Here is a 20886-nt window from a genome sequence, read left to right as displayed (position 1 = left end):
AAATATGAAATCGGATTAAAAACAACAGAAGGAGAGAAAAGGAAAATGTACCAGAAAAAGTCTCATGGCTGGTATAAACACAAAGATTTTATTCTACTTGATCTTTTATGCATATTTTTGGCGTTTATATTTGCGTACTATATTCGAAATCACACTTATATTAGTATCACCGACAATGGAGTCTACCGTAATGCAATGATATTTGTATTATTTGCAGACCTGGTAGTGATCATATTATTTGAAATATATACAGGGGTTCTGCGAAGAGGCTATTACCGTGAATTCATTCAGGTATTAGAACAGGTTATACTGATAGAGCTGGCAGCAGGACTTTATTTATTTACTGTCGATGACGGGAGAAACTTTTCAAGAGCAGTATTATATCTTACAGGTGTTGTTTACGGAGTTTTATCTTACATAGTCAGGATCTTCTGGAAAAAACATCTTATCCGAATGATGGCCGAGAGAGGAGAACATTCTCTTTATATCGTTACTTCCTCAGATATTGCAGAATCTGTGGTGGAGTCAGTTCGCCAGCACAATTATAATCGATATGATATTAATGGAATCATTGTGACGGACTGCGATATGCCAGGTAGGGAAATTGCAGGAGTACCTGTAGTAGCTGCAAGTTCAGATGCAGCTGCTTTTATCTGCCAGCATTGGGTAGATGAAGTATTGATCAATGTAGCAGAAGAGCATACCTATCCGCAGAAACTCTATGAAGAGCTATTGGAGATGGGAATCGTTGTCCATGTGAATTTATCCAGGATCCAGAAAACTTCCGGACAAAAGCAGTTTGTGGAGAAGATTGGAAACTATACAGTAATCACTACCAGCATGAATTATACTACTGACCGTCAGGCACTGATAAAACGTCTGATCGATATTGCAGGTGGACTTGTGGGCTGTATACTGACAGGAATCCTCTTTATATTTGTCGGACCCGTAATTTACATCAGTTCCCCTGGCCCGATCTTTTTCTCACAGACAAGAATCGGACAAAACGGCAAGCCATTTAAAATGTACAAATTCCGAAGCATGTATATGGATGCAGAAGCCCGTAAAGCTGAACTGATGTCCCAGAATAAAATGAGCGACGGACGCATGTTCAAGTTAGACTTCGATCCACGAGTCATTGGAAACAAGATCCTTTCAGATGGAAGAAAGAAAACAGGGATTGGAGAATTTATCAGAAAAACATCCCTGGATGAATTTCCGCAGTTCTGGAATGTACTCAATGGCTCCATGAGTCTGGTAGGAACACGACCGATTCTTCCGGACGAGCTGGAACAATATGAGTTGCATCACAGAGCCAGAATTGCGATTAAGCCGGGTATTACCGGAATGTGGCAGGTAAGTGGTCGAAGTGATATCACGGATTTTGAGGAAATTGTACGACTGGATACAGAGTATATTTCTGAGTGGAATATTGGATTGGATGTTAAGATTTTGTTTAAGACTGTGTTGGCGGTTTTGAAGAGAGATGGAAGTTGTTGATATATTCTGTGTTAGGATAAAGAAGATACCGAAAATCACCGATCCAGGATGATTATATTGAAAAATATCTTTCTGAAAAAGAATTAAACTTGACCGCAACATTGGATGCAGAAGCTTCATACAGTGATGTGTAGATAGATATAAAGGAGCAGAGGGGACAATATTGGTTGGAGAACATTATGAAAGATAAATTTGCAGTGTCCATGTTCGGACAAAAAAGACTGTCCCGTGAGGGCGGGATAGAGATTGTTGTAAAAGAACTGTGCACCAGAATGGCACGAGATGGATGTCAGGTTACCTGTTACAACAGATCTGGTCATCACGTGAGTGGTGCAGAGTATGACAATAAAATTGAATATGATGGAATCCGACAGAAATTTGTTCCAACCATTGAAAGAAAAGGTCTTGCAGCGGTGAGTTCCTCTTTCTTTGCGGCTCTGTACAGTGCTTTTGGAAAATATGATGTGGTACATATCCATGCAGAAGGTCCGGCTTTTTTCTCGTGGCTACCTAAGATTCTGGGGAAAAGAGTTGTGGTTACCATTCACGGTGTAGACTGGCAGCGTGAGAAATGGAAATCAGGGTTCGGCTCAAAATTCATTCGACATGGTGAAAAGAATGCCGTAAAGTATGCGGATGAAATTATCGTACTAAGCAAAGGTGTTCAGGACTACTTTAAAGATACCTATGGTAGGGAGACTCACTTTATTCCCAACGGTGTGAATCGACCAGAGATTAAAGAAGCAAAATTCATAACAGAAAAATTTGGTCTAACAAAGGATTCCTACATATTGTTTCTTGGTCGTTTGGTGCCGGAAAAGGGTATTCGATATCTGGTTGAGGCATTTGAAGACATCAAAACAGATAAAAAATTGGTTATTGCTGGTGGCTCTAGCGATACGGATTCTTTTATGATGGAATTGAAAGAGCTGGCAAAGGATGATAATAGAATCATTTTTACCGGATTTATTCAGGGGCAGATGCTTGATGAATTATATAGCAATGCGTATATTTACACATTACCTTCTGATCTGGAGGGAATGCCCTTGAGCCTGCTAGAAGCTATGAGTTATGGCAATTGCTGTTTGGTTTCTGATATTCCAGAGTGCGCTGAGGTTGTGGAAGATAAGGCGTTGATTTTCCAAAAGTCGAATGTAGAGGACTTGCAAGAAAAATTGCAAGATGCCTGTGACCATCCTGAAATGGTTATGGAAATGAAGAAGCATGCAGCTGACTTTATCTGCAAAAAATACAACTGGGATGAAGTCGTAAAGGAAACGATGAAACTGTACAGGAGAAAACAATAGATGAGAGTATTGACAATAAATAATCTCCTCTAACCGAACGCAGGTAGTGAGATGTACATAGTGAAAACGCCTGGAAAATAGCGTATTTACGGCACTTTTTGAGAGATGAGTAGAGCTGCGAGAGCAGTTTTTATCTCGCTACCTAGGTTCGGCAACAGCAGATGAAATTATCATAAGGACTTTCAGTATCACTACCTGCGTTTGTATGGAGCACTCTGGTTTATGAATAACACATTGGAAGTGCTTCATCTGAACAGAGGTAGTGACACTTGATATATACGCTTCAAAAATAAGGAGACGAATGCAATGAGTATAGTAACTTTAGATAAAAAAACGATTTTAGTCACAGGTGCAGCCGGTTTCATAGGCTCCAACCTTGTGAAACGAATCTATCAGGAGGCTCCTTCTGCTACGGTCATTGGCATCGACAATATGAATGCCTACTATGATGTGGCACTGAAAGAATTCCGCCTGAACGAGCTGGCCAAGTATCCCACATTCACTTTTGTAAAAGGCAACATCGCTGATAAGGCACTGATCACCGAGCTGTTCGAGAAGTACAAGCCGTCTGTGGTCGTCAACCTTGCAGCACAGGCTGGTGTGCGCTACTCCATCACCAACCCAGATGCTTATGTGGAATCTAACTTGGTCGGCTTCTTTAATATCCTCGAAGCCTGCCGTCATTGTGAGAGTCTGGAGCATTTGGTTTATGCTTCTTCCTCCTCCGTCTATGGCTCTAATAAAAAGGTTCCATACAGCACGGATGACAAGGTTGACAATCCGGTTTCCCTTTATGCAGCAACCAAGAAATCTAATGAGTTGATGGCACACGCATACTCCAAGCTCTACAACATTCCTTCCACTGGCCTGAGATTCTTTACGGTGTATGGCCCTGCAGGTCGCCCGGACATGGCTTACTTCGGCTTCACCAACAAGCTGGTGAAGGGCGAAACCATCAAGATCTTCAACTACGGTAACTGCAAGCGTGATTTTACCTATGTGGATGACATCGTTGAGGGCGTTGTTCGTGTGATGAAGAAGGCACCGGACAAGAAGAACGGTGAAGATGGTCTGCCGATTCCGCCGTATGCAGTTTACAACATCGGTAATCAGAACCCGGAGAATCTGCTGGACTTCGTACAGATTCTGAGTGAGGAGTTAGTAAGAGCGAAGGTTCTGCCGGAAGATTACGACTTCGAGGCTCACAAGGAGCTGGTTCCGATGCAGCCTGGTGATGTGCCGGTGACCTATGCAGATACTAGCGCACTGGAGCGTGACTTTGGGTACAAACCGAGCACGAGTCTGCGGACTGGATTAAGAAAGTTCGCTGAGTGGTACGCTGAGTTTTATAAATAAAAGAATTAGAGGGATAGAGAAATGAGAGAGTTTAAAGATTTAAAGATTGCTGTTGCCGGAACGGGATATGTTGGTCTTTCTATTGCTACGCTGTTATCTCAGTACCACAAGGTGACTGCTGTGGATATCATTCCTGAGAAAGTTGAACTTATCAATAATAAGAAATCTCCGATTCAGGATGAATATATTGAAAAGTATCTGGCAGAGAAAGAGCTGGATCTGACTGCGACTCTGGATGCTAGGGAAGCATACAGTGATGCTGATTTTGTAGTGATCGCAGCTCCTACAAATTACGATAGCAAGAAGAACTTTTTTGACACGAGTGCGGTAGAAGCCGTCATTAAACTGGTCATCGAGTACAACCCGGAAGCTATCATGGTTATCAAGAGCACTATTCCGGTTGGTTATACAGCAAGCGTTCGTGAGAAGTTCCACTGTGACAACATCATTTTTAGCCCGGAATTTCTGCGTGAGAGTAAGGCTCTGTACGACAACCTTTATCCTTCCCGTATCATTGTTGGTACCGACGTGGATAATGCTCGACTGGTGAAGGCAGCACACACTTTTGCTGAACTTCTGCAGGAAGGTGCTATCAAGGAGAATATCGATACCTTGTTTATGGGATTCACAGAGGCTGAAGCTGTTAAGCTGTTCGCCAACACTTATCTGGCTCTGCGTGTTAGCTATTTCAATGAGCTGGACACCTACGCTGAGATGAAGGGGCTGAATACTCAGCAGATTATTAACGGCGTTTGTCTCGATCCTCGTATCGGCACTCACTATAACAATCCTAGCTTTGGTTACGGCGGATACTGCCTGCCAAAGGATACCAAACAGCTGCTGGCTAACTACGCAGATGTACCGGAAAATCTGATTGAAGCAATTGTCGAGAGCAATAGAACTCGTAAAGATTTCATTGCTGATCGTGTGCTTGAAATTGCTGGTGCCTATGAAGCAAATGATAGCTGGGATGAAAACAAGGAGAAGGAAGTAGTGGTTGGCGTATATCGTCTGACCATGAAGAGTAACAGCGACAACTTCCGCCAGAGTTCTATTCAGGGTGTCATGAAGCGTATTAAGGCCAAGGGAGCAACAGTTATCATTTACGAGCCTACGCTGAAAAATGGGGATACGTTCTTTGGTAGCCGTGTTGTTAATGATTTAGAGGAGTTCAAAAAACAGAGCCAGGCAATCATCGCAAACCGCTATGACAAGTGCTTGGATGATGTGAAGGAAAAAGTTTATACAAGAGATATTTTCCAGAGGGATTAAAGATATGAGAATTTTACTGGTTAATTATAGATATTTTATTTCGGGTGGACCGGAAAAATATATGTTCAATATTAAGAAAATGTTGGAAGATAATGGTCATGAAGTGATTCCGTTCTCCATCCATTCTAACAAAAATGTTGAAACAGAGTATTCCAAATATTTTGTAGAGCCGATTGGAAGCCGTGACGCAACTTATTTTGAAGAATGTAAAAAGACCCCAAAGGTCATGTGGCAAATGCTGACTCGCAGTATCTATTCCACTGAGGTTGAGAAAGCTATTAAGAAAGAAATCAAAGATGTAAAGCCGGATTTGGTATATATCATCCACTTTGTAAACAAGCTTTCACCGAGCGTGATTTGTGGTGCAAAGAAGATGGGTGTTCCGGTAGTGCTGCGACTGTCAGACTACTTTTTACTGTGCCCTAGATTTGATTTTATGTACAACAAGAAACCATGCGAAGAGTGCCTTACGAAGGGATATAGGACCTGCATAAAGAAAAGATGTGTAAAGGGGTCGCTGTTTGCATCGGTCGTTCGAGTTTTTTCTATGAAAGTACATAAGGCGATGAATGTATATAAAGGTGTGGATGCATTTATTACGCCGTCTGAGTTTTTAAAGAAAAAACTGATTGAGAATGGTTTTGATGAGAACAAAATCACCTGTATTCCGACATTTACTGCAAGCAAATCAGAAGTCGGCAAACCACAGGTTGGAACATATGGTTTGTATTTTGGACGTGTGACAGAGGAAAAAGGTGTTGACACTGTCGTCAAAGCATATGAGATGATGCCGGATCGCCATGTGAAAATAATGGGCGATGATACAACAGACGAGGCAAAAAGGTTAAAGGCATATATCAAAGAGAAGAACATTAAGAATGTTGAGTTCTTGGGCTTCAAAGCCGGAGAGGAATTGGAAGAGATCATCAAAGGTGCACGATTCACACTGATTCCGTCTATTTGGTATGACAACCTTCCCAATACTGCATTGGAGTCTTTTCAGTATTCAAAGCCGGTTATTGCAAGCAATATCGGAAGCCTACCAGAGCTTGTTTTGGATGGAGTTAATGGTTATCTGTTTAAGCCTGCCGATGCTCAGGAACTATGCGAAAAAGTTGCCTTGCTGGACGACGATGCTGTGGTAAAGAAAATGGGAGCTGCAAGCCGGGATAGACTAGAAGAGCGGTTTGCACCGCAGACTCATTATGACACTTTGATGAAAGTGTTTGATAGGGTAAGAAAATGAAACTTAAGAAGCTGAAGATATTAATGAATCTTTGGATTCTCACATTGCTGGGGAAACATACAAAAAAGGCGGATGTCATAAAAAAGGCCAATTTGTTTAAAAGCTATGGGGGGGGGTACTGGCATCCGTGCTGGATACCCACTCAGCCTGAACTAATTAGTATTGGGAACAATGTTACTATCGCAGCAGATGTACGATTCTATGAACATGATATGGTTAGACTCATGTTTGACAATGATCCTAATTATATAGGTCCATATATAAAGTACTACACGGGGCCAATAACCATAGAAGACAATGTTGTAATTGGCGCAAGAGCAATCATTCTTTACAATGTTACAATTGGAAAAAATGCATTGGTTGCTGCTGGAAGTGTTGTGACAAAAGATGTTCCACCCTACGCAATTGTTGGAGGAAATCCGGCAAGAGTGATAGGAAATACCAAAGATTTATTAAAGAAAAGAATGGAATACAGTGGAGTTAACACTGACCATTTTTGCTTTGAAGACAACTATAAAGAATAAAGAAAAAAGCAGATTTTATTGCTAGAAAACCCTGTGTGGTTATAGGAGAGTTAATCATGTCTGAAGAAAAGAAGTTAAATGGTACGGTCATCGTCACGTATCGTTGCAATGCTCGTTGCTCTATGTGCAACCGTTATAAAGCACCTTCCAAGCCGGAAGAGGAAATCAGTATCGAAACCATCAAGAAGCTGCCGAAGATGTACTTTACAAATATCACCGGCGGCGAGCCGTTCATCCGTACCGACCTGAAGGATATCGTGCGTGAACTGTACAAGAAGTCCGACCGTATCGTTATTTCGACCAACGGTTTCTTCACTGACCGTATCGTTGACTTGTGCAAGGAGTTCCCGCAGATTGGTATCCGTATCTCTATCGAAGGTCTGGAGCAGACCAACAATGAGATCCGTGGCCTGCAGAATGGCTACCAGCGTGGTTACGGCACACTGAAGAAGCTGCGTGAGATGGGCATGAAGGATGTCGGCTTCGGAATGACCGTTCAGGATAAGAACGCTCCTGACTTGGTTCCTCTGTATAAGATTTCTGACGAGATGGGCATGGAGTTTGCAACTGCTTCTCTGCACAACAGCTTCTACTTCGTTGAGGCTAAGAACATCATCCACGATCGTCCGATGGTTGCAAAGAACTTTGAGAATCTGGTCAACGAACTGCTCCGCAGCAACAGCCCGAAGAAGTGGTTCCGTGCTTACTTTAACCATGGTCTGATCAATTATATCTACGGCCAGAAGCGTCTGCTGCCTTGCGATATGAGCTTCGATACTTTCTTCATCGACCCGTATGGTGATGTCATGCCTTGTAATGGTACCAAGGATAAAGAGGTCATGGGCAACCTGAACAATCAGACTTGGGATGAGCTGTGGAACAGCCCGGAGGCTGAGAAAGTTCGTGCAAAGGTTCGTTGCTGTGACCGTGACTGCTGGATGATCGGCAGCGTAAGCCCTGCTATGCACAAGTACATTTGGAAGCCTGCTACTTGGGTTCTGGTGCACAAGTTTAAGGCTCTCTTCACCAAGCATCCGTACAGCATGTATGAGTTGAAGATTTGCCGTGATTACCGTGATGGCAAAGTTACCAAAGAAGATATGGACAAGTGCAGCACCTGCGATATGAACTGTGTGATCAACAACGGTCTGAGCGAAGCATCCAAGGAACAGCTGAAGCATAAGACCGGCGAGGAAATTGTGGACGCTGATATTGCACAGCAGATGAAAGAATAAACATATGAAAAAGAAAATATTATTTGTCAATATTTCATTAGTAAATGGTGGGGCAGAGAAAAGCTTGGTGAACTTGCTGAATGAAATGCCGGAAGACCAGTATGAAATAGATCTTTTATTATTTCGCAAGGAAGGAATGTTCTTACCTCAGGTACCACACTATGTGAACATTATTGAGGCACCGGACGCACTTAAAAATCTGTACCGTCCAGTAAAGGATTTCAATAAAAACACTATTACAAAAGTAATTGGAACTGCAATTTCAAAGACACTTACAAGTAATCCATATTTAATGCGTGAGTTCAGATGGAGAAATTTCTATAGAAGAAAAATTACTCGTTTGTCAAAGCATTATGATGTGGCAGTGGGATGCGTAGTGGGTGAATGTACTTATTTTGTCAATGACCTGGTGAGTGCAGATAAAAAACTATGTTGGGTACATACGGACTATGTGGGCGCTAAATGTGATCGAAGAGCTGACGAAAAGTATTACCAAAATATGGACTCTATCGTTACAGTATCGGATAAATGCGCGGAGGTTCTGAAAACGGTATTTCCTGAATTTCAAAACAAAATTTTGTGGCTTCCAAACATCACATCCTCTGAGGTTTTGAGAAAACGAAGCAAAGAAGAAATCCCGGAATGTATTGATGAAGGAAAAAAATTGATTGTTTCAGTTGGCAGATTGATTCCGTTGAAGGGATTTGACATGGCAATAGATGCTGCGAAAATCATGAAGCAGGATGGTTGCCAATTTCAGTGGTTCATCCTTGGTAATGGTGAACTGTTTGATAAATTAAATGCACAAATTGAAGACCTCGAATTAAAAGATTGGGTAAAGCTGCTTGGGCCTAAGGAAAACCCGTATGCTTATATAGCAAAAAGTGATGTCGTTGTTCAGTCTTCTAAGTACGAAGGAAAATCTGTAGTTTTGGATGAAGCGAAGATATTGGGCATTCCGATCGTTTCGACTAATTATGACACTGTTGTTGATCAGATCATTCCTGAAAAAGAAGGATTGATCGTTAATATGGATGCAGAAGATATCGCACACGGAATTGAAAAAATGTTCAACAATCAGATGTTGTACAAAACCATTAAAAACTATTTGAATGCACACGAATATGGTAATCAGGCAGATGTAGAAAAGTATATCAAACTTATTGGATAACAGGGAGGAAATAGTGTGAAAAAGCTGATTATTACAATTGATACTGAAGGAGACGACCTCTGGAGTTGGAAACAAGGGAATGCAATTACTACTAATAATACGCTTTTTCTTGATAGATTTCAAAGGCTGTGCAATAAGTACAACTTTTTTCCGGTGTGGCTGACTAACTATGAGATGATACAGGACGACAGGTATGTTGAGTTTGTAAAAAAGTACGCTCTGGAAGGAAAAGCTGAAATCGGAATGCATCTTCATGCATGGAATAATCCTCCTATGTATCAGCTCGAAGTTGCGCAAGAAGGAGCACCATATTTGATTGAGTATCCAGATGATGTAATGGAGGCAAAAATTAAATTTCTCACAGATTTGATCTTTGAAAGAACAGGAATCAAGCCTGTTTCACATCGAGCTGGAAGATGGGCAACGAACGAGAAATACTTTGAGCTCTTATCAAAATATGGGTATGTGGTGGATTGCTCGGTCACACCGCATGTGGATTGGAAAACTTCATTGGGCCAAACCGAAGGAAGTTGTGGAAGTGACTATTCGTCAGCGAAGAATAAACCATATTCGATTTGTACATCAAATGGTTCTAGCATTTTGGAGGTTCCGGTTACCATTATTCGTTCACATAAGCTCTTTCTTAAGACATCCAGTGCCAAAAACCTAGCTAGGAGTATTTGGCATGCCATGAAGGGAACGGAACTTTGGATTAGACCAAATGGGGATAATCTGGAAGAAATGAAGTATGTGATAGATCAGACTTATGTGTCAGACAGGGATTATGCAATGTTTATGATTCATTCCTCTGAGCTTATGCCAGGCGGAAGCCCTACTTTTAAAGATGAGCAAAGCATTGAAAAGCTCTATAAAGATCTTGAAGCGTTGTTTGCTTACGCAAGTGGGAAATTTGAGGGGAGTACGCTGAAAGAGTATTTTGTAAAGAACTGCAGAGATATGTGATAAGCGTGCCTGTTTTATTATGTAGGGATGAGAATCGCAGAGAAGCGGCAGGAGTAATTCACAGTAGATTGGGAGATCAAAATGAAGAAAATAGTATTAATTACGGGAAATACTAAAGGCGGTATCATCCAGTTTTTAGAGACCATAGAAACTAAATTGAATGATTTGGGTTATGAAGTGATAGTAGTTGCTCCTGTCGAAGTGGAAAGCAAACTACAAAATAAGAAGAATTATATCTATTATCAGTCTGTACAATCAGGAAATAGAATCAAAAGCTTTTTTTCAAAGCAGAAAGTGCTTAAAGATATTTCAGATAAGATTGCAGAATTAAAGGCGGACTTGATTTGGTTGGTTGATAACCCGATGATTACGGTAAAAATCGGGTTAAAACTGATTCGCACAAGGATTCCGATGATGCTGACGTTACATGATGCAGGTGGATCACATCCGACGAATGAGGCGTTTTATCATAAATTGCGGAGAAAGTATACGCATTTCTTGAGCAATAAACTGGAAAGTGAAGTTGATTATATTTTACTGCTTTCAAAGATTTCTTTTGAAAAATATAAATTTCTAAAACCACAAAATAAAAGTAAGTTGGTGTATTTCTGCTTGGGCGCACATGTGCCGAATGCTGAAGAAATTAGACCGGCGGAGGTTACAGAAAAACAATTTCATCTGTTTTTTGGGAGAATAGACAAATATAAAGGGATTGATATTCTGCTTGGTGCTTTCTCTCAAGTTCAAAATCATAAGTACAAATTGATAATTGCTGGAAATGGTGAACTGACGAGTAAGGAAAAGGAACTCTATGATCAGGTGAAGAATGATGTGATTTTGATAAATCGCTACATTTTAGATGAAGAAATGTTGTGGCTTTTTCACCATGCAAGGTCAGTAGTGCTTCCTTACATCGAAGCAACGCAAAGTGGCGTGATTCCTATTGCATATAAGTTTGGCGTGCCAGTGATCGTGTCGAATGTAGATGGATTGACACAGTTTGTTGATAATGAAAAGACAGGGTTTATTTGTTTAAGAGAAGAGGATTATGTTGACGCATTACAGAAGCTGGAAATAGATGCTACAAGAAGTGTAATGTCAGAAAATGCAGTGCAGTATCATTTGCAACATATGAATTGGGGAAAAAATATAGCAGCAGTTTTGGATGAAATTTTAACTTGATAAAATAGATGCGGAGAGAAGGCGGTAGTATGACGAAGCCATTTAACAATAAAGTGATAATAATTGGTGCAGATCACCATAACACACTTGCCGTTGTAAGAAATCTCGGTTCAGTAGGGTGTGATATAGAAATCCTTATTCATGAAAATAAGGACTTAGAAGATATATGTTTAAGTAAATCCAAATATGCAAAAAACAGAACGTTTGTAGTTGCACCGCAAGAAAACAAGGTGTTGGACTGGCTGCTGAATCATGCAGAAAAAAAAGAAAAGACTGTAATTTTCCCATGCTCTGATTTTGCAACGTATATTGTCGATTCCAATTATAAGGTTTTGAAGGAAAGATTTATCGTACCTGGTTTTGTCAATGCTCCTGGAAGAGTTGCTTTTCTCATGGATAAAATGGAGCAAAAGAAGTTTGCGGACAAATACCAGATTCCAATGGCAAAGACGTGGAGCCTTCAATGCGATGCCAATGAGTTAAATATAAGCGAGATATCAATTCCCTGTATTATAAAACCAGAAATATCGGCTACAGGGTCTAAAGATGATATCTTGATCTGTAAAACAAAAGAAGAATTACGCAAGGGACTGAAAGCTTTTAGCCAAAAAGGATATAAAAACGTACTGGTTCAACAGTTCCTGATAAAAAAATATGAGGTGTGCTCTTACGGTTGTATTTTATCTGAGCGGCAGAGTGCATTGAAACAGCATTTTGCAGGCGGATACATAAAAAAAACTAGAGAATATCCAATAAATGGTGGAGGAAGCTTAACAAAGGCACAATTTATATGTGAAAAAGACATTGATAAACTAAATTTAAAAGTTATAAATGAGCTTTATGAAAATGGTTATAGAGGACAGTACGACATAGAGTTTTTAGTGTGTGAAAATGGCGTGTATTTGAATGAAATTAATTTTAGACACAGTGGAAATGGATATGCGTTAATTCAAAATGGAGTGAACGCACCGTACTACTGGTGTTTGGATGCGTTGGGACTGCCATTGCCGAAGGAAGCAGCTGTTTCAGTAGAAATAGGAAAAACACTAATGGATGACATATCTGATTTAAGGCATAGAAAAGAATTTGGAATAGGATTTTTAGCATGGGTGGGTGAGTTCTTAAAAACTGATGCCCATTCAATTGTTGATATTAAGGATGTGCCGGGAACAGCAGCTTTTTTCCTTGCGATTGTAAAAAGAAAATTGAAGCACAAACATTGAAGAAGAATTGTAAATGGTGGGTAGAGAAATATGATTATTACAAAAACACCGTTCCGAATGTCATTTTTTGGCGGTGGAACGGATATGGAAAGTTTTTTTAAAGAAAATGGTGGAGCGGTATTATCCACTACATTTGATAAATACTGTTATGTAAATGTACGTCATCTGCCGCGCTTTTTTGATTATTCAACGGAACTGTCCTATTCTAAGACGGAGCGTGTAACAAATATTGACGACATTCAGCACCCTGCAATCCGAAATGCAATGAAAATGCTTGACATGCATGAGATTCGTCTTACTTATGAAGCAGATCTCCCAGCACGCTCTGGTCTGGGTACTTCCAGTTCTTTTGCGGTTGGAATGTTGAATGCTTTTTACGCTTTGAAGGGTAAGTATGCTGACAAGAAGAAACTGGCAGATGAAGCCATTTATCTGGAGCGTAATCTTTGCCAAGAAGCGGGCGGGTGGCAAGACCAAATTGCCGCTTCTTTTGGTGGGTTTAACCGTATCAACTTTAATGCGGATGGATATGAAGTCCTGCCGGTTATTATTTCACCGGAGAGAAAAAAGCAACTTAATCAGAATTTAATGATGTTCTTCACCGGGTTTACCCGTTTTTCTTCTGATGTGCAGAAAGCAAATGCTGCAGGCAAACAAGATAAGACAGCACAGCTGAAAGAGATGCTTGCTCTGGTTGATGATGCTGAACGTGTCCTGACAGATAAGAACGCGGATCTTGATGATTTTGGCAGAATGCTGGATCATACTTGGAAACTTAAGCGTCAAACGGGATCGGCAGTTTCCACGAATAGTATTGATGAACTATATGCAAAAGGCGTAGCTGCTGGGGCTTTGGGTGGAAAACTGCTGGGTGCTGGTGGCGGTGGATTCCTGGTATTCTATGTGCAGCCTGAACGACAGGATGCGGTGCGTTGGGCCATGCGTGACTTGATGCATATCCCGTTTGCGTTTGAAGATGGTGGCACAAGAGTAATCCACTATACACCGGAAACTTATGAACCGAGGAATGGTGTATGAGTAAGAAGATGAGGATGTTGCAGATATTAAATCTGTGGAGACTAATACCTGCATATTTGATTGTTTGCGTATCCAATAATAAAGCAATTATTTTTGAGGAAATACAGCATTGGAAAAAATGCACAAGACGTACTGAAAAGTCTGGATTTGATATTTTTAGCAGTTTAATGCTGGAGTTAAAAGAGTATCGTACATTATTGCAATATCGCCTGGGGGGGGGGTACAGCAAATTATTGCTAAAGATGTTATTTCCAGGTATGGATACCCTGTATATTAATACTCTTGAAATTGGTCCGAGATTATTCATACAACATGGATTCGCAACAAATATTAGTGCGAAGCGAATCGGAAGTGATTGCTGGATTAACCAGCAGGTTACGATTGGATATACGTTTGATTCGGAACCACCTGTGATAGGCAATGGAGTGAGAATATCGGCAGGAGCAAAAGTGCTTGGCCAAATTGAAATTGGAGACAATGCTATTATTGCTGCAAATGCAGCAGTTGTAAAGAGTGTAGCAGAAAATATGGTTGTTGGCGGTGTGCCGGCGAAAATAATTGGTGAGAATTCGAAGCATAAGCTGTTTGTCGGTGAGAACCAAGGTTCCTTCCAATAAATAACCAAGAGGTAAGAAAATGAAAGATTTGATGAGACATATAGAACTGCTAATTAGTAGATATCCCGTTTTGGAAGAGTCAAAACAGGATATCGAGAAGGCGTATTCAGTATTAGAAAAATGCTACGAGACAAAGCACAAGGTTCTAATAGCCGGAAATGGCGGGTCGGCAGCGGATGCGGAGCATATTGTCGGGGAATTGATGAAGGGATTTAAACTTCCCAGAAAACCTGATATGGGATTTGCCAGTAAGTTAATTGAAAAAGATGAAAAGCTGGGGCGTGTTTTAGCGGAGAATCTTCAAGGAGCACTCCCGGCGATTGCATTAGATGGTCATGTGGCATTATCTACAGCATATATGAATGATTGTGAACCCTTACTCTGCTTTGCACAACAGGTGAATGGTTATGGCGGAGAAGGAGATGTATTCTTTGGCATTTCCACAAGCGGAAATAGTAAAAATGTTTTGTATGCGGCTGTTACTGCACATGCAAAAGGAATGAAAGTAATTGGCTTAACAGGAGCTGAAAATAGTAAGCTTGAACAGATGAGCGATGTCTGTATTAAAGTGCCACAAACAGAAACATACATGATTCAAGAACTGCACCTACCAGTATATCATTGTTTGTGTTTGATGCTGGAAGATAGATTTTTTTGATTAAATAAAAGGATGAGGAAAAGCATGAAGATAAAATATAGCTCAATAACAAAATTTTTAATATGTATACTAGTGTTGATGCACTTGTGCTTTTTCTTGATTCCATTAAGTGGCACTGCTATGTTTTCAACGTCCTACATACCAAAAATAAGAATGTTCTTATTTTTGGCGATGGTTATTATGGCGATGATATTTAGTATAGTGTATACTTGCCCAAGTGCAAATGGAGTTATCAAATTTGAAGTAGCTCTTTTAGGAATATGCTGGGTGAGAGCGATTATGGGTGCTTCGCAGTTAGGTACAGCATGGGATGATACATTAGCGATGATATGGCCATATTTATATTTGATTATTGCTATTCCATTAATTAATTTATTTAGTGCAGGCGAATGGAAAGCACAAAAAGTAGCAAAATTTCTGGTGATAGTAACTAGTATCGATACTCTGGCAAAAGCTTTTATGTCGTTTTACGAATCAAAAACAGGAATTATGTTATGGCCAAACCTGGTAAATGGAGAAATGGGATATCGAAATGGATTATACAGAATAAATCCATCGGCGCTTTCAATACTTGTGATCCCATTATCTTTTTGGCTTATTTCAAAGGCCAAAAGTAAAAGAGAAAAGTTAACATATGTTATTACAATATTAATAGACATCTTTTATGCATACATCATCTGGCAAGCAAGATCTGCGTTGCTGTATAAAACGATTATTATTATTATGTTGATTTTCCTACATCAGACAAATGATAAAAAGAAAGTTGTCATAGCATTTATAATGATGATAGGAGCAGTAGTTTTAATAAATACACCTGTTTTCAATACATTTGTTGATTCATTCAGTAAAAGTAACGAAACGTATGGAAATTCAACGATAGCAAGAGTAAATGCGTATGCTTACTTTGGAGCTATGTATTTAAAGTCACCTTTTTGGGGAGTTGGATGCCTTGCAACAAGTGAAAGATATGCGCCGGGAGTTGCAGGTGGAATGCTAGAAGATACAGGGTTCTTTTATGGTGTGGTTCAATTGGGAGTGCCGATTATTTTGTTCTATTTTGCGGTATTTTTCAGAGGAATATATATTTCAATAAAATTAAGGAAAATGAATATTGCAGATTCCCTGCTATGCTTATCTATGACACTATTATTTGTTATGTTTGGGGTTAACATGGATCCATTTTATGCATTTGCACTTGCACTTCCGTTTTATGTGACATTTGTTGAATATGTTAGATGGGATAATGTAAAAGAGGACGGATATGAAGAAACATATTTATAAATACGATGTGATTAGAATTGTTTTAACGGTTTTGGTAGTAATTGGACATGCAAATTATTATAATGCTGGAAACGCATATGGCGGAATATATATCGCAGATCAAATGTCGGCTGCAGGCATAGCGGATACAGCATTTCATGGATTTGCAGAACAAATTAAACAATTGATTTATACATTTCATATGCCAGCATTTTTTGCTTTATCAGGAACATTGTTTTATAGTCAAGTGAAAAATGGAAGATTTAGTTCTGTTACTGAAGTGGTAAAGAACAAAATCTCAAGATTAGTTGTTCCATTTGTATTGGTATATTTATTCTGGAATACTCCGATAAAAATTATTTCTGGATATTACAGTCAGTCAGAAAATATATGGAAAGACATTTTGATGCAGATGCTTATTCCAACCAATATGTATTTATGGTATTTGGAAGCATTGTTTTTTGATTTTGTACTTGCTTACTTATTATGCAAGTATGCAAAGAAAATGTGGATGATTAATACGACTTCATTTGTAGTTTATTTGGCAGTATGTTTTCTGGAAAGGGCAACGGTAGTTACGACACTTTTTGGAAATCCCCTGAGATATTTGCTCTGGTTTGTTTTTGGAATGAACTTGAATAAATATGGCAAAGTGGCCAAGAACTATCTTAAAAGATTTGAATGGGGGGGGGGGGGAAAACTGCTCCTTGCGGTGCTTTGGATCTTTGGCTATTATGGACTAGAATATCTTCCACATTTGGTTTGGCTTGCAAAAGATTTATATTTGGCAAGTGTGGGAATTCTAATTGTGTGGGTGATTTGTGAATTGGTATCAGAACGATTGACAGACAAAGAAGAGCAGATGATCTCAAAACTTTCAGGGTATTCATTTGGTGTTTATTTATATGCTGAACCATTGAATTATTTATTTGTTGTGCTGTTTGTAAAATACTTTGGATTGAACTTTCTTGGTAATGAATTTGGAGCATGTTTTCTATGGGTATTAAGAATCGTTGGAACTTCTTTGATTGCGGTTATTGTTGTTAAGTTATTAAAAAAGACTAATATGAAACTGACATTATATTGATGTGTTATCACATATTGACGTAGAGATGAACTTTTATAAGATAAATAAGACATGAATAATATTTGTCAGAAGTGGAGGAAAAAAGTGAATCATAAAATTTTAAAGGCACTGGAATTTCATGCAAAAATTCCATATAGTGTTATAAATATTTTCAAAAGAAAATATCCTAACTTTGTTAATAGAGAAATGAAGGCGGCCTGTGTTGCAGCGGAGAGCAATACAGATTGTTATGTTACATACCGTCTTCGCTCCAAAGCTATGACAGATATTCCGATTTTACCGCACTTGAGCTGCAATCTAGATAACAAAATAGCGATTGTAATGCAGGGACCATTGATGGTTGAGAATGACTTTACGCTTGAAACAGCAGAATTTTATAAAAGGTGTTATCCACAAGCAATAATTATCGTATCAACATGGAAAGACAGTGACTCAGATACAATTGAAAAACTTAAGCAACAGAATGTTGTTGTTGTCCTGAGCGATTTGCCGGATAATTGTGGAAATTTGAATATTAACTATCAGACCGTGAATACTTTAGCTGGTGTAAAAAAAGCAAAAGAAATGGGGGCAGAATTTGTTTGTAAAACACGCACTGACCAGAGAATTTATCATACGGATGCAATGCACTACTTAACAAATCTGGTTAAGACATTTCCTGTAAATAATGAGGATTTTGTTGAGAAGCAAAAGGGACGTATCGTTACTATGTGTATGCCATATGGAGATTTGTTTTATCCATATTGCTTAGCAGACTTTCTATATTTTGGGTATATCGAAGATATAGAAGGACTTTTTTCTTTACCGCTAGACAAGCGGCAAAAAGGAGAATATGGAAACGGAAAAACCAGACGAAAAATTGCAGAAGAAATGATTGCACCAGAAATTCAATTTTTGCGTGAGTACATCCATCGCATGGGAGGAAATAATGAATGCACGGTGAAATCATACTGGCAGTTTATAAAAAATCATTTAGTGACGATTAATAAAGATGAAATAGGTCTGTTTTGGCCAAAGTATGAGGGTAGATACTCGGAGAATACTCAGAATGGCTCGTATTATTTAAATGAGGAGGAAAATGCCTTTCGTTGCTACAATTTTGACTTTATTCGATGGCTAAATCTTTATCAAGGTACCTTAAAATACGATCAAAAGTATGAAGAGTATGCTGAATTTATTTTATAAGGAGGAAGTGGGATGACAGATAAAAAGGTCATTATTCCGGCTGCTAAAATTGTTCCTGAAGAACTTCAGAAACTTGGAAAGCTTCCCGGTATCATTTATCCAGTCAATCAGAAGATAACATTTGATTATTTATATGAGGAATATAAAGAGCATTGCTCTTCAATGGATATCATTTGCTTTGAAAAGGCAGATAAGGTACAAAGAAGGTTAAAAAACTATCTTGGAGAGAAAGTGAATATTAAGGTTCTCCCGGAACTAAGAGACTTAGGTCATACTATTTATTTTGCCTTAAAAGATGTTGTGGATACGGTCATTATAAACTTTGCTGATACAATTGTGCTAGATAATGTTGCAGAAATCGAAGGCGATGCTTTTTTCTGCCAAGAGGACTATATGTCTGACACGTGGACATATTTTGATGAAAAAGATGGCAGGATTGTACGGATTTATGATAAAGAGCCTGTAAAGGAAGAAGTAAGGAAGAAACTGTTTGTCGGAGTATTTCAATTTACTGATGCTACCTGCTTTAGAAAATGTTTGGAAAGTGCTTTTAAACAAGATTCTTTGAAGATAAGTACCTTTTATTATGCATTGCAAGAGTATAGTAAAATACATCCTATGCGACCAGTTTTGACGAACAGCTGGTTTGACATTGGACATGAGGATAAATACTATAATTCAAAACTTGAGGTACGTGCTAGAGAATTCAATCATATTACAATTGATAAAAATCGTGGCATTCTAAAAAAGACAAGCGATGATAAGGATAAGTTTATCGGTGAAATTAAATGGTATTTAAAGTTGCCGGCGGACGTTGAGTATGTCAGACCTAGAATTTTTGATTATTCGACATCGTATGTTAATCCATATGTTTCTATGGAATATTATGCATATCATACTGTCCATGAATTGTTCCTCTATGGTGATTTGACATTACAGCAATGGATTGACATTTTTAATCGAATTCGTTTTGTATGTGATGATTTCAAACGTTACACAGTCCAAGACGCTAATATTCGCCAGGCACTGGAAGAAATGTACCTGACAAAAACTTTGCAGCGTTTTGAAAAGATGAAGAAAGATGAACGATTTTTAGCTTTCTTCGAGTCACCGATAACAGTGAATGGAAAGAAATATCAGCCCTTGGAGAAAATCATTGTAGCATTAGAAACGACAATACCAGAGATGCTATATGATGTGGATACTTTTAATATTATTCACGGGGATTTGTGCTTCGCCAATATTATGGTGGACTCGAATTTCTCTTTTATTAAAGTGATTGATCCGCGTGGTAAATTCGGTACATATGATATTTACGGTGATTTCCGCTATGAGCTCGCAAAATTGTTCCATAGTGTAGATGGAAAATATGATTTTATAATAAAAGATTTATTCGATCTTGATTATAATATCGAGACATCTTGCATTAATTATCGCATTCAAGATCGTAAGAGAGAATTTAATTTGTATAAAGTGTTCCTGGATACGTTTGCGGCAGAAATCGGAAATGATCTGAGAAAAGTCGAACTAATAGAAGCGTTGCTTTTCCTAAGCATGATTCCGCTTCATGGTGAGAGCATTAGACACCAAATGGTTATGCTGGGAACTGGATTGGAAATTCTAAATAGAGTGGTTAATATACAGGTTGAAGGAGAAGAATGATGTTTGAAGAATATTCATTTGTTTTTGATATAGACGGAACATTGTGCCCAATAAAGAAAAAGGATGAAAAATATGAAGACTTAGTACCATGCAAGGAAATGGTGAAGAAATTGAGATTTTACCACGATAATGGTGCTAGAATTGTTTTATTTACATCTCGAAATATGAATTCCTACAATGGAAATATCGGCCTCATCAATAAAAATACTGCGAAAGTGTTGTCTGCATGGCTGGACAAGTGGAACATTCCGTACGATGAAATCTTATATGGAAAACCGTGGCCAGGACATAAAGGATTCTATGTTGATGACAGAACAGTTCGTCCGGACGAGTTCCTAAATTGTTCAGTGGATGAGTTGAATGATATCTGCAATAAATCTAAATGCAAAGATTGAGAGGA

The 20886-nt window shown here is 39.0% G+C and carries 19 protein-coding genes; all 19 read left to right on the top strand.

Annotated features, from left to right (window positions below):
* Positions 1-45: 45 nt before the first annotated feature.
* The gene (locus V9W66_RS01580) at positions 46-1500 is read left to right on the top strand and encodes a sugar transferase (protein ID WP_144100305.1); all 1455 of its coding nucleotides are present in this window, start codon (positions 46-48) and stop codon (positions 1498-1500) included.
* A 179-nt stretch (positions 1501-1679) separates the two neighbouring features.
* Complete coding sequence (locus V9W66_RS01575; protein ID WP_144094701.1) at positions 1680-2807, top strand: glycosyltransferase family 4 protein; 1128 nt, start codon at positions 1680-1682, stop codon at positions 2805-2807.
* A 306-nt stretch (positions 2808-3113) separates the two neighbouring features.
* On the top strand, positions 3114-4163 hold the full coding sequence (locus V9W66_RS01570; protein WP_144094699.1) for an NAD-dependent epimerase/dehydratase family protein: 1050 nt from the start codon (positions 3114-3116) through the stop codon (positions 4161-4163).
* 21 nt (positions 4164-4184) lie between these two features.
* On the top strand, positions 4185-5435 hold the full coding sequence (locus V9W66_RS01565) for a nucleotide sugar dehydrogenase (protein ID WP_144094697.1): 1251 nt from the start codon (positions 4185-4187) through the stop codon (positions 5433-5435).
* Positions 5436-5439: 4 nt separating this feature from the next.
* Positions 5440-6681, top strand: a complete 1242-nt coding sequence (locus tag V9W66_RS01560) for a glycosyltransferase (protein ID WP_144094695.1) — start codon at positions 5440-5442, stop codon at positions 6679-6681.
* On the top strand, positions 6678-7205 hold the full coding sequence (locus tag V9W66_RS01555) for an acyltransferase (RefSeq protein ID WP_144094693.1): 528 nt from the start codon (positions 6678-6680) through the stop codon (positions 7203-7205). Before V9W66_RS01560 ends, V9W66_RS01555 begins: the two co-directional genes overlap by 4 nt.
* Before the next feature lie 56 nt (positions 7206-7261).
* Positions 7262-8440: a radical SAM protein gene (locus V9W66_RS01550; protein WP_144094691.1), complete on the top strand. Its 1179-nt coding sequence runs from the start codon at positions 7262-7264 to the stop codon at positions 8438-8440.
* A 4-nt stretch (positions 8441-8444) separates the two neighbouring features.
* A complete protein-coding gene (locus tag V9W66_RS01545; protein WP_144094690.1) occupies positions 8445-9611 on the top strand; it encodes a glycosyltransferase in 1167 nt (388 codons plus the stop codon).
* Positions 9612-9626: 15 nt separating this feature from the next.
* Positions 9627-10574, top strand: a complete 948-nt coding sequence (locus V9W66_RS01540) for a deacetylase (protein ID WP_144094687.1) — start codon at positions 9627-9629, stop codon at positions 10572-10574.
* 81 nt (positions 10575-10655) lie between these two features.
* Positions 10656-11756, top strand: coding sequence for a glycosyltransferase family 4 protein (locus V9W66_RS01535; RefSeq protein ID WP_144100307.1), 1101 nt, complete (start codon positions 10656-10658; stop codon positions 11754-11756).
* 29 nt (positions 11757-11785) lie between these two features.
* A complete protein-coding gene (locus V9W66_RS01530) occupies positions 11786-12979 on the top strand; it encodes a hypothetical protein (protein WP_144094683.1) in 1194 nt (397 codons plus the stop codon).
* A 30-nt stretch (positions 12980-13009) separates the two neighbouring features.
* Positions 13010-14017: a GHMP family kinase ATP-binding protein gene (locus V9W66_RS01525; protein ID WP_144094681.1), complete on the top strand. Its 1008-nt coding sequence runs from the start codon at positions 13010-13012 to the stop codon at positions 14015-14017.
* Positions 14014-14634 (top strand): serine acetyltransferase, encoded by a 621-nt coding sequence (locus V9W66_RS01520; protein ID WP_144094679.1) that lies wholly within the window; start codon positions 14014-14016, stop codon positions 14632-14634. Before V9W66_RS01525 ends, V9W66_RS01520 begins: the two co-directional genes overlap by 4 nt.
* A gap of 19 nt (positions 14635-14653) precedes the next feature.
* Positions 14654-15292 carry a D-sedoheptulose-7-phosphate isomerase gene (locus tag V9W66_RS01515; RefSeq protein ID WP_207705793.1) on the top strand — a complete coding sequence of 213 codons (639 nt, stop codon included), beginning with the start codon at positions 14654-14656 and terminating at the stop codon, positions 15290-15292.
* Between the two features lie 24 nt (positions 15293-15316).
* The gene (locus V9W66_RS01510; protein WP_144094677.1) at positions 15317-16573 is read left to right on the top strand and encodes an O-antigen ligase family protein; all 1257 of its coding nucleotides are present in this window, start codon (positions 15317-15319) and stop codon (positions 16571-16573) included.
* On the top strand, positions 16554-17639 hold the full coding sequence (locus tag V9W66_RS01505; protein ID WP_439362805.1) for an acyltransferase family protein: 1086 nt from the start codon (positions 16554-16556) through the stop codon (positions 17637-17639). Before V9W66_RS01510 ends, V9W66_RS01505 begins: the two co-directional genes overlap by 20 nt.
* Positions 17640-17723: 84 nt before the next feature.
* Positions 17724-18824: a WavE lipopolysaccharide synthesis family protein gene (locus V9W66_RS01500; protein WP_144094671.1), complete on the top strand. Its 1101-nt coding sequence runs from the start codon at positions 17724-17726 to the stop codon at positions 18822-18824.
* Positions 18825-18836: 12 nt separating this feature from the next.
* The gene (locus V9W66_RS01495) at positions 18837-20486 is read left to right on the top strand and encodes a capsular biosynthesis protein (protein WP_144100311.1); all 1650 of its coding nucleotides are present in this window, start codon (positions 18837-18839) and stop codon (positions 20484-20486) included.
* A complete protein-coding gene (locus V9W66_RS01490; protein ID WP_330575392.1) occupies positions 20483-20881 on the top strand; it encodes a hypothetical protein in 399 nt (132 codons plus the stop codon). The genes V9W66_RS01495 and V9W66_RS01490 overlap by 4 nt, the downstream gene beginning before the upstream one ends.
* Positions 20882-20886 lie beyond the last annotated feature (5 nt).

It is taken from the genome of Blautia massiliensis (ex Durand et al. 2017) (genome assembly GCF_051861785.1).
Lineage (GTDB): Bacteria > Bacillota > Clostridia > Lachnospirales > Lachnospiraceae > Blautia_A > Blautia_A luti_A.
The sequence above is the reverse complement of the archived record's forward strand: the minus strand, read 5'-3'. Positions and strand labels throughout refer to the sequence as shown.

Coding starts and splice junctions, on each gene's coding strand:
- V9W66_RS01535 (WP_144100307.1), top strand. CDS start 10,656: ATGAAGAAAATAGTATTAATTACGGGAAATACTAAAGGCGGTATCATC.
- V9W66_RS01525 (WP_144094681.1), top strand. CDS start 13,010: ATGATTATTACAAAAACACCGTTCCGAATGTCATTTTTTGGCGGTGGA.
- V9W66_RS01530 (WP_144094683.1), top strand. CDS start 11,786: ATGACGAAGCCATTTAACAATAAAGTGATAATAATTGGTGCAGATCAC.
- V9W66_RS01575 (WP_144094701.1), top strand. CDS start 1,680: ATGAAAGATAAATTTGCAGTGTCCATGTTCGGACAAAAAAGACTGTCC.
- V9W66_RS01560 (WP_144094695.1), top strand. CDS start 5,440: ATGAGAATTTTACTGGTTAATTATAGATATTTTATTTCGGGTGGACCG.
- V9W66_RS01580 (WP_144100305.1), top strand. CDS start 46: ATGTACCAGAAAAAGTCTCATGGCTGGTATAAACACAAAGATTTTATT.
- V9W66_RS01495 (WP_144100311.1), top strand. CDS start 18,837: ATGACAGATAAAAAGGTCATTATTCCGGCTGCTAAAATTGTTCCTGAA.
- V9W66_RS01545 (WP_144094690.1), top strand. CDS start 8,445: ATGAAAAAGAAAATATTATTTGTCAATATTTCATTAGTAAATGGTGGG.
- V9W66_RS01520 (WP_144094679.1), top strand. CDS start 14,014: ATGAGTAAGAAGATGAGGATGTTGCAGATATTAAATCTGTGGAGACTA.
- V9W66_RS01555 (WP_144094693.1), top strand. CDS start 6,678: ATGAAACTTAAGAAGCTGAAGATATTAATGAATCTTTGGATTCTCACA.
- V9W66_RS01490 (WP_330575392.1), top strand. CDS start 20,483: ATGATGTTTGAAGAATATTCATTTGTTTTTGATATAGACGGAACATTG.
- V9W66_RS01505 (WP_439362805.1), top strand. CDS start 16,554: ATGAAGAAACATATTTATAAATACGATGTGATTAGAATTGTTTTAACG.
- V9W66_RS01515 (WP_207705793.1), top strand. CDS start 14,654: ATGAAAGATTTGATGAGACATATAGAACTGCTAATTAGTAGATATCCC.
- V9W66_RS01550 (WP_144094691.1), top strand. CDS start 7,262: ATGTCTGAAGAAAAGAAGTTAAATGGTACGGTCATCGTCACGTATCGT.
- V9W66_RS01565 (WP_144094697.1), top strand. CDS start 4,185: ATGAGAGAGTTTAAAGATTTAAAGATTGCTGTTGCCGGAACGGGATAT.
- V9W66_RS01510 (WP_144094677.1), top strand. CDS start 15,317: ATGAAGATAAAATATAGCTCAATAACAAAATTTTTAATATGTATACTA.
- V9W66_RS01570 (WP_144094699.1), top strand. CDS start 3,114: ATGAGTATAGTAACTTTAGATAAAAAAACGATTTTAGTCACAGGTGCA.